The organism is Lentibacillus songyuanensis (assembly GCF_039548255.1).
GTDB classification, from domain to species: domain Bacteria; phylum Bacillota; class Bacilli; order Bacillales; family Amphibacillaceae; genus Lentibacillus_C; species Lentibacillus_C songyuanensis.
Genome location: NZ_JBCLVH010000004.1, coordinates 1 through 14,104 on the forward strand (window position 1 = coordinate 1; position 14,104 = coordinate 14,104).

Genomic DNA, 14,104 nt, shown 5'->3' on the forward strand with positions numbered 1-14,104 from the left:
TCATTATCCTTACAAGGGATTTGAAATCCTGCGAATAAGCGAGCATTTACTAGTAAAATGGATCTATCTGAGGGAGTCTATATCAACTACGCACGAAACTTTCTACTCTGTGATGTCCGTCTTATGCAGGCAGTTTCTGTTCCGTCTTGGCTGCTTTTCGGATTTCTTTGTTTTTCATCGCCACTAGTATACAATAATAAGTTAGTATGAACTTGGATTAGAATGCTATTTATTTACATAATAGTTATAGGTAACGAAAATGTGGTAACTATTTGGAAGGAGAAGCTGTCATGGTGTTCATGCCTTATTTATTGGGTTTTATCACAATTGTTAATATCGCTCTTGCCTTCACGATTATTTTCCTGGAGCGTAAGGATGCAACGGCTACCTGGGCATGGCTGATGGTTTTATTATTTATTCCGATTGTTGGATTTGTTTTGTATTTAATATTTGGTAAAACGATCAGTAAACAGCGAATATTCACATGGGATACCAAAAGTAGACTAGGGGTGAAAAAAGCTGTACAATCGCAAATAAAGGCGCTTGAAGAAGATAAATTTGTTTTTAAACATCCTGCGATTGCTGCCTATAAGGACTTATACTTTTTACACTTACGAAATGATGATGCTATTTTTACCCAGGATAATCGTGTTTCTATTTATACCGATGGCATGGAAAAATTTACGGCACTCCTCAATGATATGGAGGACGCAACAGATCATGTTCATTTATTGTATTATATTATTCGCTATGATCAGCTGGGCAAACGAATTGCCGACTGTTTGGTAAAAAAAGCGCAAGAGGGTGTGGAAGTTCGGGTGCTTTATGATGATATGGGTTCCCGTACGTTAAGCAGAAAATTTATTAAGCGGATTCGCCAGGCTGGCGGGGAAGTAGAAGCATTTTTCCCACCAAAGATACCCAAAGTCAATTTTAAAATTAATTATCGAAATCACCGTAAACTTGCGATTATTGACGGGAGAATTGGTTATATCGGCGGGTTTAATATCGGTGATGAATATCTTGGTAAGACAAAGAAATTCGGTTATTGGCGGGATACCCATCTGCGGGTTATTGGCGATGCGGTCAATAATATGCAAACCCGCTTTATTCTAGACTGGAATCAAGCGTCAAGGAATGATATTTTATATGATAATCGTTATTATGCCGCAGTGCCCGAAGGAGATGTGGGGATTCAAATTGTCTCCAGTGGCCCAGATTCCGATTGGGAACAAATAAAAAATGGGTATATTAAAATGATCTTGTCGGCGAAACACTATATATATATTCAAACCCCTTATTTTATTCCTGACGAAAGCTTAAGGGATGCGCTTAGAATTGCTGCCTTGTCTGGTGTGAACGTTCGAATTATGATCCCGAACAAACCGGATCATCCGTTTGTTTATTGGGCAACACTATCCTATATTGGCGATTTATTGAATGCTGGTGCAGAGGTATTCATTTATCAACCCGGATTTCTGCATGCGAAGATGATTATCGTCGATGGGGAAATTTCCTCCGTCGGTACTGCCAATATTGATGTGCGCAGTTTCCGGCTAAATTTTGAGGTCAATGCATTTTTATATGACACAGAAATTGCCGAAAAGTTAGTAGAGGCATTCGAGCAAGATATCGCTATGTCCACCCAAATGACGAAAAAATTATATGAAAAACGTTCGATCGGCATCCGGTTCAAGGAGTCACTATCCCGGTTATTATCACCGATCCTATAAGATTTTACAAAAGGAGAATGCATCATGGAGAGTAAGGCCTGTTCCAATTCATTAGTAGTAAAGACATCGCATGTTCTGCCGCCAGACACAAATCATCATGGAACTTTATTTGGCGGAAAATTGATGGCACATATTGATGATGTGGCGGCAATAGCAGCGGTTCGTCACGCTAGACTGCCGGTTGTTACCGCTTCTACCGATTCCGTTGACTTTCTAGAGCCTGTCAAGGAAGGAGATTCCATTTGTGTGGAAGCTTTTGTTACGTGGACGCATAACACATCGATGGAGGTTTTTGTTAAGGCGGTAACGGAAGATTTACTAACAGGAGATAGGGGTGTATGTACAACCGCATTTTTGACCTTTGTCGCGGTGGATCACAACGGCCGTCCGATCCCGGTCCCAGACGTATATCCAGAGACCGACCAGGAAAAGCAGTTACATCAAAGTGCCCCAGCCCGTGCTGAACAACGTAAGCAAAGGCGAAGAAACTCAAAGGAAATGGCCGAAAATTTTGGGACAGAATATCCGTGGAATAAAAAAAGAGGGTGAAAAAGTTTCGAGTTGTTTGTTAGGCAGATGGGAGCTGTTTTAACCGGCAGAGAGCACGCCGATTTCTGAAGCCGATGGACGGCAAGTGTCTTTTTCCAATAAAAAAAGGTTGTACCTAAACGTATAATTAAGATACAATATTGCAGTACACTATCAGGAAAAAAAGAAGCCAACCATACGGCTTCTTTTCTGTTTACAAGCCAGGGAAAAATCCATGCGACGTTTTTTTTAGGTCAATTACGGGAAAGGTAAAAAGATGCTTGGGATGATCAAGTTTCAAAAGGTATCAGAATAAAAACCAACGACGTACTGCAGATTGCGGCCTATTATTTAGAGACTTTTTGGCCAATATCTAATAAAAGGGGTTTTCATATGTTTGAAGGGAGAATCAATTTTACATGGACTTCATTGAAGCGTTAGTAAAGAATGTGAACGATAACTTTTTGACGTATGTTCTAATTGTCGTCTTACTTGGGTTAGGGCTATGGTTTACAGTAAAGACAAACTTTGTTCAATTTAAAATGTTTCCTGAAATGTTCCGGGTTATTTTTGATAAACGGGCGGTTAGTGCGAAGGGTAAAAAAGGGACTTCTTCATTTCAGGCATTTGCGATTAGTGCAGCTTCACGAGTTGGAACAGGAAATCTTGCCGGTGTAGCCTCCGCAGTAGCAGCGGGTGGACCAGGGGCCGTGTTTTGGATGTGGATCATTGCGTTATTGGGATCAGCGTCTGCCTTTGTGGAAAGTACGCTGGCTCAAGTTTATAAAGTACCCGAGGCGGATCAATATCGCGGCGGTCCAGCCTATTACATCGAAAAGGGGCTCAAAAACCGCGGACTTGCTATTGCCTTTGCTATTATTATTACATTTACCTATGGTCTGGTGTTTAATTCGGTCCAGTCGAATACGATTGGTCTGGCTTTTTCCAATGAGTTTCACTTTGATAGTAAGCTAATGGCAATAATATTGGCGTTATTGACAGCGATTGTAATTTTTGGCGGATTAAAGAGCATCGCCAACGTTACCCAAATCATTGTTCCGGTGATGGCTGTTCTTTATATTATCCTTGCTATTTATATATTAGTCGTTAATATAACAGCGATTCCAAACATGATTGCAGTCATTGTGGAAAACGCATTCGGGATTCGGCAAATAGCTGGTGGTGGATTTGGTGCTGCCATTATGATGGGAATTAAACGTGGATTATTCTCGAACGAAGCTGGTATGGGTAGTGCGCCAAATGCAGCAGCAACAGCTGAGGTCTCCCACCCAGCCAAGCAAGGTTTAATTCAGGCTTTGGGCGTGTTTTTTGATACGATTTTAATTTGTAGTGCCACTGCGCTTATTATTATTACCGCTGGCGGCTATGAGGGAAGCAAGCTCGACGGAATTCAAATCACCCAGAATGCTGTTCAGGCGCATGTCGGGGAGTGGGCGGCGGTCTTTATTGGCATAGCCATCTTCCTATTTGCCTACAGTTCGATTCTTGGAAATTATTATTACGGGGAAAACAACATTGGGTATATCAAAGACAGCAAAGTAGGGTTATTTATTTACCGTATTGCGGTTCTGTTGATGGTTGCTTTTGGAGCCATCGCATCGTTTGATCTTGTTTGGGCACTTGCTGATCTGACCATGTCTATTATGGCTTTAGTAAACCTATACGCCATTGCCAGACTGTTCAAGATTGCCAACCGCGTTCTAAACGATTACCGCGAGCAGCGCAAGGCCGGAAAGGATCCGGTATTTTACCGTGATACATTAGAGGATGACAGCGGTGTTGAATTATGGGATCGAAAAAACGCTTCACATGCAGATAAATAGATGATAAAGTGTAACTTCCTTTAATGGGGGAGCTCCAAGCTTGTTAAGAAATAGAAAAAGCTGTCTGCTGACGTGGACAGTTTTTTCTTTATCCACGTTTTTCCGAAAGATTTTTACGAAACCTATTGCCAAACGCACAAATTTAATTTAGGATAGGTAATAGTAGGTAATACAATATCTTGTGTAAATGTTTGCAGGTAAAAACTATATATAGTATTTGACACAAAAGATGCGAATTAGCTTAATTGGGAACCTGGTGCAAATCCAGGGCTGCCCCCGCAACTGTAAGTGCTGACGAACTGAGCAGAACCACTGTGATTTTCAAACAGGAAGGGCTCAGGTTTAGGATGAAGCATAAGTCAGGAGACCAGTCTTTCGTAGTTGTTCGAATGCCCATTGGTGACATTTGAATACATGTCTAAATAAAATTTCAATTTCTTCGGGGATGGAGAAAATGAAATAATCGTGCCGACCAGCAATTAGAAAGGAAATGATTTTAGCATTTCCTATTCCTTTTATGGAATAACTTGGCATTGTTGTTTCAATCCACTCCATTCACAGGTGTGGATTTTTTAATTTCCCGAAGCGTTAAGGGAGGAAGAAACAATGGAAACACAGATGGATACTACGGTAGATGGAATAATTGATGTTATTAAGGATGCAGCACAGAAGTATAATTTACAAGCAGAAGGGATTATTCAGCAATTAGCTACAATGGATACTTCCAAAGAGGAAGCAAACAATCATGCACTGTTTTACGCGTTAAATCACATCGCTATGGACCAGCCAGGGTGGACGTTTGTCGCAGCCCATATGTATTTAAATGAATTGTACCAGCAAGCAGCCGCAAATCGCGGGTATCATGCGGATCAAAAATATGGGGATTTTTATCAATTAATCCAAACACTTACGGATAAAGGTATTTATGCAACGGATCTGCTGGATGTATATGACAGAGATGAAATCATGTCCTTTGCTTCAGCAATCGATCCCCAGCGGGACAAGCTGTTTAATTATATTGGTCTCTTCCTGCTTGCCGATCGATACATAACACGTGATCACGACCATCAAGTATATGAACTGCCCCAGGAACGGTTCATGATTATTGCTATGACACTAATGAAGAACGAGGCAAAAGAGAAACGACTTGAATTGGTGAAGGAAGCGTACTGGGCAATGAGCAATTTGTATATGACCGTTGCTACACCAACCCTTGCCAATGCAGGAAAAAGCTTTGGCCAGCTATCATCCTGTTTTATCGATACGGTGGAGGATTCACTTGATGGGATTTATTTGAATAACTGGGATATTGCCAGACTTAGTAAGGATGGCGGCGGAATTGGTATTTATTACGGAAAAGTTCGTGCATTGGGTTCGGATATTAAGAAGTTTAAAGGAAACTCATCAGGGGTTGTGCCATGGATCCGCTTATTGAACGATACTGCGGTCAGCGTAGATCAGCTTGGTCAACGACAGGGCGCGGTAGCCATTTACTTGGATGTGTTTCATAAAGATATCATGAACGGTTTTCTTGATCTAAAAACAAATAATGGCGATGAACGTCGAAAAGCACACGATATTTTTACCGGCGTGGCCATTCCTGACTTATTTATGAAGAAATTGCAGGAAGTCGACGAAAATGGCCGAAGCATAGGGGAATGGCACACATTTTGTCCGCATCAGGTCAAGCAAATCATGGGCTGGAAGGATGCGTCTGGCAGAGCGCTTGGGTTAGAAGATTTTTACGATGAAACGGATCGTGCCTATTTTACCGAAAAGTACGAAGAGGCGGTTAATCATCCATTGCTGCCGCGCAAAACATATCGGGCGATGGATATTATGGCGCGGATCATGGTGGGACAGCTGGAAACGGGAACCCCGTATATGTTCTATCGGGATGAGGCAAATCGCCAAAATCCGAATAAACATGTTCGCGGTCAGGGACTAACGTCGATTTATTGCAGTAACTTATGCACCGAGATTATGCAAAATATGTCGGCAACAACGATTACAAATGAATATGAGGATGCGGATGGCAACATTGTAATGGTACGTAAACCAGGTGATTTTGTCGTCTGTAATCTATCATCGATCAATCTTCCGCGTGCGGTAGCGGATGACGTGATTGAGCGTTTGGTATCGATCCAAATGCAGATGCTCGATAATGTGATCGACTTGAATACGATCAAGGTAGGGCAGGCACAGATAACCAATCGGAAGTACCGCGCTGTAGGACTTGGTACGTTTGGCTGGCATCACTTGTTAGCACAGACTGGCATCCATTGGGAATCGGAACAGGCTGTTGACTATGCCGACCAACTTTACGAAACGATTGCTTATTATGCGATCAAAGCGTCAATGGAACTGGCGAAAGAAAAAGGGGCGTACAAGGAATTCACTGGATCGGAATGGGAAACGGGTGCTTATTTTGCTCGTAAAGGATATGATTCCGCAGCTTGGAAAGCACTGCAGGAGGAGATTTGCGAACATGGAATTCGTAACGGTTGGCTGATGGCGGTAGCCCCCAATTCGTCGACGGCAAAAATTGGCGGTTCAACGGATGGCATTGATCCAATCTATGCGGTCGAATATGCGGAGGAAAAGAAGAACTTTAAGTTTAAAGTAACGGCACCAGATCTTGACCATGAGACATATAATTACTATCGCCGTTCCAGACATGAACTGGATCAGCTGTGGAGTATCAGGCAGAATGCAGCCCGTCAGCGTCATGTGGATCAGGCAATCAGCTTTAATCTATACGTAAGGCATGATATTAAAGCGAAGGAATTATTGAACTTGCATGTAGAAGCATGGAAACAGGGTCTAAAAACCACGTATTATGTCAGAAGCACGTCTCAAGCGGAGATTGAGGAATGTGAAGCGTGCCATAGTTAGTGAGTGGATGTTAAAGATAAAGAATAATAGGGGGTCTGTCCGAGATCGCTGAAAAGTACCTTTTCTAATCGTTTGCAAGAAAACGGGCTGAAACGTGCGGGAGCGGACCTGAAACGTGCGAGAACAAGTTCGAAACGTGCGGGAATAAGCCCGAAACGTGCGAGAGCGGACCTGAAACGTGCGGGAACAAGCCCGAAACGTGCGACAGCGGTTTTGAAACGTGCGAGATGCAGAGGTTTTCAAAACGAATCGATTTCACTTTTTCAGCAGCCTCGGCTGTCCCCAAGGGAGGTTTTATCAAATGTCAGTCAATACACCAATCAAACGTATTAATTTATTGAACCCAGAGTATCCGAATAAGTCAACGGGTATTATCAACGGGAAATCTTCCGGACTATTAAACTGGAACGATATTGCTTATCCACAAATGTATGATCTATATCAGGCGTTGTTGTCAAACTTTTGGAAGGCGCAGGAAATTAATATGCAGGATGACATCAAACAGTGGGACTTGTTAAGCGAAACGGAGCAGGACGTTTTCTTACGGGTGAATACACAGCTTGCCATGCTTGACAGCTTGCAGACGCCGACCATGAATCAGGCGATGGACTATGTGACGGATTCCAGTTTTAAAGCGATTTTTGCTGTGATTTCGCAGCAAGAGGCGGTACACAATGAGTCATATTCGTATATTCTTAGTTCATTGGTGCCATTACGCGAACAGAATAGCCGCTTTAATCAGGCGAAAAGCGATCCTGTTATTATGAAACGTAACCAGTTGATTCTCGATGTATATGACGAGTTTCGATTTAATCCAACACCGGAGAATTTATTCAAGCTTGGTGTTAACTCGGTTAATTTAGAAGGAATCTACTTCTATGCTGGATTTGCCTTCTTCTATAATTTGGCACGCCAACAAAAAATGTTGAAAACGAGTACGATGATCAGCTATATTCAACGTGATGAGATGCAGCATGCTTATTTTATTACCCAGTTAATTCGAATACTGCTGGCAGAAAATAAGGAACTCAATACGGATGCGAATATTGATTATATTTACCAGGCTATTTCGCAGGCGACCGAACTGGAAAAAGAGTGGGCACATTACATTTTGGCTGCTATTGATGGGATTGATTTGGAGGAATTTGACCAGTACGTGGAGTATCTGGCCAATAAACGGCTGCGTCAAATCGGTTTGAAGAATCTTTATGTGGAACGAGAAAATCCCATGCCATGGATTCACGTCTTTAGTGATGAAATGATTAATGAAACAAAATCGGACTTCTTTGAACAAAAAGCGCGGACGTATTCTAAAGTAACCCAGTCCAATGGCTTTGAGGAATTGTAGGTGATGATGGAATGCGAATTGCAATTGTTTATACGTCGGTGACTGGTAATACGGAAGAATTGGCGGAAATTATGAAGGCAAAGTTTCAAGAACGATCCGTATATGTGGAATTGTTTCCATTGAAGGATTTTCCAATGGAGCGGATTTCGCAGTATGATGGACTGGTGATCGGCACATATACGTGGGCAAACGGCAGTATCCCTGGTGAGATGCTCGCTTTGTATGAGGAACTGGAAAGTGCAGATATGGATAGTATACCAACTGCAGTATTTGGTTCAGGCGATAGCTTCTTTCCCCACTTTTGCGGAGCGGTAGATGAATTTCGCGATATGTTGTATGTTCAGTCAGATTTGGCGGTGACGATGAAGGTGGAATTACGGCCACAATCTGATGATGTGAATAAGTGTGACAGGTTTGTTGATTGTTTGCTGGAGAAAGCCAGCCGACAACCAGAGCTAGTGTGATCTTGATAGCTTTAAATAATGGGGATGTACTATGGATCCAGCATGATAGCGTTCATGCTGGATTATTTCTGCATGATTCGTTTCGGGAGGGCTTGATGACTTCTGAAACGAGGCGTGATTATATATTATTCTTTCTTAATCGAATGGCTGCATTATGTAAAATAACGAAGAAAATCAGCTGACGTATATGTTAAGTCTGCCTGTTTCCAGCCTTCCTCAATAAAATCTACTTGATCCCCTTCATCGAGCTTCCATTCTGCTAGATATATAACTAATAATTATCACTTCTAATAATAATTATTGATTTGTTTAATGGTAGTTGATCTTATACAATAAAGATAGATTGTAAATATTTATCAAATCTAAAAGGTCTGTATTGATACCATTTTAGCGGGAGAAAAGTGGTTAATTGATTTGCAGGATTTACCAATCGTTATCTTTCGAGGGAAATGAGGTCCTATATGAGTTATATCAGTCTGGTCTTTTTGGAAGTCATTTTACCCATTTTAATATTACTGTTCGTTGGGGCATTGTTACAAAAAAAGTTCCGCTTTCAGCTGCGACCAATTGCGAAACTTATTACCTACTGTTTCATGCCTGCAGCTGTTTTTTTAAATATTTACCAAGCTGAATTTGATTATCGCTTACTGGGGAAGCTGTTGTTTTATTTGTTGTTTTTTTCTACCAGTTTAATACTTTTAAGCGTGGTTTTGGCAAAGTCATTAAGGCTTGAAGGAGAAGAGCGCACCGCTTTAAAAAATAGTATTTCCCTAATGAATTCCGGCAACTACGGGCTGCCGGTCAGTCAGCTTATTTTCAGCGCAAATCCATTAGGCGTATCCGTACAAATTATTATGCTTGTCTTTCAAAACTTGCTTACCTATACATATGGGTTATATAACTTAATTTCTGCCTCAAAAACAGTCATGGATATATTGAAATCACTCCTTAGGCTGCCAATTATTCATGCATTGCTTTTGGGGATTATCTTTAATGTTTTTAATGTTCCGTTGCCAATGGTTGTTCAGATTCCTTTAGAACAACTTGCTAATGGCTTTGCCTCCTTGGCGTTGCTTCTTTTAGGTGCTCAGCTGGCTGATATTCGGTTTAATACTTTTCATCGGGTGATTGGCTGGAGCCTATTAGGGAGACTTGTGGCAGGTCCGATGTTTGCGCTTGTTTTTATTTTTGTATTGGGGATAGATGGAGTTATCGCCCAGTCATTGCTTATTGCGAGCTCTTTCCCAACATCAAGGAACACGGCTACCCTTGCGCTCGAATACGATGTGGCACCAGAATTACATGCCCAAATCGTCTTGTTTTCCACCCTTCTCAGCAGCATCACGGTAACAATTGTGATTTATATGTCGATGCAATTGTTTTAACAGCACGCTGAAAAAACAAAGGACCACATCGCTTCACTGAAGCTATGAAAAAGCTATTCGCTCCGGCCTCGTCATTCCCTCGATGAAGACCGGAACGAGAGAAACTCCGCCACGTTTTGTCCCTCATCGCCTCAGTGGAAGGATTAGTAGTTATCCGTTGGGTGAGGGGCAGAACGACGTCATGCTTCACCCGTTCGGTAGTTACTCAATGATGATACTATGCTCCTTGCTCCATCCACTACGAACAGTCCTTCCATTTTCCTATTAATCTTTAAGGTTATGATCTTCGTTTTAAAACGGACGAAAATCTATTGACTTTGCCACTTCATTACTTTACAATGGTAAAGTATTAAAGAGTTGTTAAAGCAGTTCAATAATAATGTGAAAATGATCAGTTATCCCCATTGAAGACAGATAATACTTCTTATTATCCCGCCTTAACGGGCAGTAAGACCCCCGCTTCAAGATTTTGAGGTGGAACTAAAAAGATAAGTGGGGTCAACTGCCCGTAAAGGTCCGATTCTGTTCAACTAACATTCAGTGGGGGAGAAAGGGAAACCCCCACTGAATGAAGTTTCACTTTATGTAAGGAAGTGCATAGGCTCTGGCAAGGGGAGGAATATACAGTAAAGGGTAAATACCAATTGGAGGGAAAAGGATGGAGAAGTCTAATAAACAGATTCCATTAATACTAGCACTCATTCCTTTTATCGTGATGATTATCGCGATGATTTTTGTCATTATTGTTTATGAAGGGGCTCCACACGTTCCGATTCTGTTAGGCGCCATTGTAGCTGCGTTCATTGCCTGGCTATGCGGCTATTCCTGGAAGGACCTGGAGCAGTATATTTATCAAGGGATCACTAAAGTACTGCCAGCGGTTATCATCCTGATTTTTGTTGGGCTCATTATTAGTGCCTGGGTCGGCGGTGGAATTGTTACGACAATGATTTATTACGGATTGAAAATTATTACCCCGTCCTTTTTCCTGGCTGCCATGTTAATAATTTGTGCGGTGGTAACGGTCATGATCGGCAGTTCCTGGTCAACGATTGGCACGATCGGTGTAGCGGGGATGGGAATTGGCCTTAGCATGGGGATTCCGCCGGCCATGATTGTTGGGGCAATCGTTTCTGGTGCCTTTTTTGGTGATAAAATGTCTCCACTTTCTGATACGACAGTGCTTGCTTCAGGGATTGCTGGGACAACACTTTCTGAACACATCAAACACATGCTGTATACGACCGTTCCTGCGTTTATTATTGCATTAATTGTCTATCTGATTATGGGAATGAAATTTGCAGGGAACACGATTGATACACATAATATTGATGCGGTGATGAATAGCTTGCAGATCAACTTTGTGATTTCACCATGGCTGCTGCTTGTCCCACTTGTCGTTATTCTGCTGGTGTTTAAAAAAGTTCCTGCATTACCCGCGTTGACTGTCGGAATCATTTTAGGCTTTTTGTCGGAAGTATTTATTCAAGGCGGAAATATCGGTGATGCAGTGAATGCCCTGCAAGAAGGATATGCGATCGATACCGGAAATGAAACAGTGAATGATTTATTAAACCAAGGCGGGCTGGATTCCATGATGTATACCGTATCATTGGCGGTCGTTGCCATGATCTTTGGTGGTTTGATGGAAGGAACCGGTATGTTACATGCGATTGTTGAACAAATTCTCAAGCTGGCACGCACAGCACGAAGTTTATGTGCGACAACGGTTATTTCATCGTTCTTTACAAATGTGATTACGGCCGAACAATATATTTCGATTATTATTCCGGGCCGGATGTATGCAAAAAGTTTTAAAGAGAAAAATCTGCATCCGAAAAATCTTTCCCGCGCCTTGGAGGATGGTGGGACCATTACCTCGGCACTCGTTCCATGGAGCACAGACGCCGTGTTTGTTCTTAGTACGTTGGGCGTTAGTGCATGGGCATATGCACCATATGCTGTACTGAATTATTGTGTGCCGATTATTTCTATTATTTTCTCCTTTGTTGGGTTCTCGATTGTTTACCAGAAGCGGAATGGACCAGAGGAAACAGAAAATTAAAAAACACCGTTGAATTAGGGTAGTGAAACGATTACAATAAAGATAAGCAATGTTATTTCTTTGAGGTGATTGTATGCTGGACAATATCCATAAACTAAAATTATATGCGTTTGTTTCAGAAGAGGCTTGGTTCAAGTAACCAATGCCTCTTTTTTATTGGCTGCTTTATTATGGTAAATCGTTATTGCGGAGGTGCAGGAAATGGTGACGTTAACAGGTAAGACATTAACGTTTGATGAGGTAGAGCGTGTTGTCTATGAACATGAACAGGTAAAGATAGCGGAACAGGCCGTTGAAACAATAAGGCGTAACCGGGAAACCGTGAATGACTTCATTCATGAGAAACAAACGATGTATGGAATCAATACTGGGTTCGGTAAATTTAGTGACGTCGTGATTGATACACAGGATTTAGAGGAGTTGCAGCTTCATTTGCTTCATTCCCATGCATGCGGGGTGGGGGCTGCTTTTCCGGAAGAAATTAGTCGGACGATGCTGTTGCTCAGAGCAAACGCATTGAGTCAGGGGTATTCGGGTGTGCGTCCGGAATTGGTGGAGCAGCTTGTTGCTTTACTAAACGCTCGAATTCATCCGGTTATCCCTGAACAAGGATCTCTTGGTGCTAGCGGTGACTTGGCTCCGCTTTCTCATCTGGCATTGGGATTATTAGGGGAAGGGGATGTGGATTATAACGGAACGCGAACAACCGCAATTGCCGCCCTGACCGAGGAAGGGATCGCACCAATACAGCTAAAAGCAAAGGAAGGTTTGGCTCTTATTAATGGAACACAGGCAATGACAGCAGTTGGCGTGGTAACGTATCTGGAAGCAGAAAAATTGTTACGTCAAAGCGAACATATTGCTGCTGTGACAATGGAAGGATTACAGGGAATCATGGATGCGTTTGACGCAGATGTCCATCGCGTCCGAGGTCATCGGGAACAAATGGAGGTTGCCGAACGAATCCGATTGCTGTTACAGGATAGTCAATTGACAACCGAACAGGGAGAATTACGGGTGCAGGATGCGTATTCGTTACGCTGTATCCCACAAGTATTAGGCGCTTCATGGCAAACGGTGAACTATGCGAAAGAGAAACTGCTTGTCGAAATGAATGCAGTGACCGACAATCCATTAATTTTTTCTGAGGAAAGCAAAGTCATCTCCGGTGGGAACTTTCATGGACAGCCGATCGCATTTGCCATGGATTTTATTAAACTGGGGATCGCAGAAATTGCCAATATGGCAGAACGGCGGATCGAGCGGCTGGTGAACCCGCAGCTCAATGATTTGCCGCCATTTCTAAGTCCGAACCCTGGACTTGAATCAGGGGCGATGATCATGCAGTATAGTGCGGCATCACTTGTTTCGGAAAATAAAACATTGGCCCATCCGGCGAGTGTCGATTCTATTCCGTCATCAGCCAATCAGGAGGACCATGTCAGTATGGGGACGATTGCCGCCAGACATGCATGGCAAATCCTGACTAATGCGCGCCGGGTGGTAGCAATCGAACTTATTTGCGCCATGCAGGCCGTCGAATATCGAGGCACTGAAAAAATGGCTTCCCAGACGAAAGCCTTGTACGATCTTGCCCGTGAAGTGGTTCCTTCGATTACGAAAGATCGTGTCTTTTCAACGGATATGGAGGCAATGACGAATTGGTTAAAAACGTGTGGTTGGATTGAGAAAAGAAAGGCGGGGGCAATCGTGTAATCAAACTGAATCTAGACGCTGAAACATCGACCTGGGAAGGGGAACATCGACCGAAAACGCCGAAACATCGACCTGAGAAGGGGAACATCGACCTGGGAAGGGGAACATCGACCGAAAACATGCTTG

General features: G+C 42.6%; 10 protein-coding genes and 1 riboswitch. All 10 genes read left to right on the top strand.

Going from position 1 to position 14,104, the window contains the following annotated elements; all coding sequences use genetic code 11:
• The first annotated feature begins 290 nt into the window (after positions 1–290).
• The 10 genes from cls (at position 291) to hutH (ending at position 13,978) form a co-directional block, all read left to right on the top strand.
• On the top strand, positions 291–1,733 hold the full coding sequence (cls, locus tag WMZ97_RS05630; protein ID WP_343271106.1) for a cardiolipin synthase: 1,443 nt from the start codon (positions 291–293) through the stop codon (positions 1,731–1,733).
• Between the two features lie 24 nt (positions 1,734–1,757).
• The gene (locus WMZ97_RS05635) at positions 1,758–2,282 is read left to right on the top strand and encodes an acyl-CoA thioesterase (RefSeq protein WP_343271107.1); all 525 of its coding nucleotides are present in this window, start codon (positions 1,758–1,760) and stop codon (positions 2,280–2,282) included.
• 398 nt (positions 2,283–2,680) lie between these two features.
• Positions 2,681–4,105: an alanine/glycine:cation symporter family protein gene (locus WMZ97_RS05640; protein WP_343271108.1), complete on the top strand. Its 1,425-nt coding sequence runs from the start codon at positions 2,681–2,683 to the stop codon at positions 4,103–4,105.
• Between the two features lie 210 nt (positions 4,106–4,315).
• Positions 4,316–4,495, top strand: a riboswitch (cobalamin riboswitch).
• A 216-nt stretch (positions 4,496–4,711) separates the two neighbouring features.
• Complete coding sequence (locus WMZ97_RS05645; protein ID WP_343271109.1) at positions 4,712–7,000, top strand: ribonucleoside-diphosphate reductase subunit alpha; 2,289 nt, start codon at positions 4,712–4,714, stop codon at positions 6,998–7,000.
• Positions 7,001–7,072: 72 nt separating this feature from the next.
• Positions 7,073–7,333, top strand: a complete 261-nt coding sequence (locus WMZ97_RS05650; protein ID WP_343271110.1) for a hypothetical protein — start codon at positions 7,073–7,075, stop codon at positions 7,331–7,333.
• A complete protein-coding gene (locus WMZ97_RS05655; protein ID WP_343271111.1) occupies positions 7,302–8,348 on the top strand; it encodes a ribonucleotide-diphosphate reductase subunit beta in 1,047 nt (348 codons plus the stop codon). The genes WMZ97_RS05650 and WMZ97_RS05655 overlap by 32 nt, the downstream gene beginning before the upstream one ends.
• 11 nt (positions 8,349–8,359) lie before the next feature.
• Positions 8,360–8,812 carry a flavodoxin domain-containing protein gene (locus WMZ97_RS05660; RefSeq protein ID WP_343271112.1) on the top strand — a complete coding sequence of 151 codons (453 nt, stop codon included), beginning with the start codon at positions 8,360–8,362 and terminating at the stop codon, positions 8,810–8,812.
• 461 nt (positions 8,813–9,273) lie between these two features.
• On the top strand, positions 9,274–10,197 hold the full coding sequence (locus WMZ97_RS05665) for an AEC family transporter (protein WP_343271113.1): 924 nt from the start codon (positions 9,274–9,276) through the stop codon (positions 10,195–10,197).
• Between the two features lie 658 nt (positions 10,198–10,855).
• A complete protein-coding gene (gene nhaC, locus WMZ97_RS05670) occupies positions 10,856–12,262 on the top strand; it encodes a Na+/H+ antiporter NhaC (RefSeq protein WP_343271114.1) in 1,407 nt (468 codons plus the stop codon).
• Between the two features lie 201 nt (positions 12,263–12,463).
• A complete protein-coding gene (gene hutH, locus WMZ97_RS05675; RefSeq protein ID WP_343271115.1) occupies positions 12,464–13,978 on the top strand; it encodes a histidine ammonia-lyase in 1,515 nt (504 codons plus the stop codon).
• Positions 13,979–14,104 lie beyond the last annotated feature (126 nt).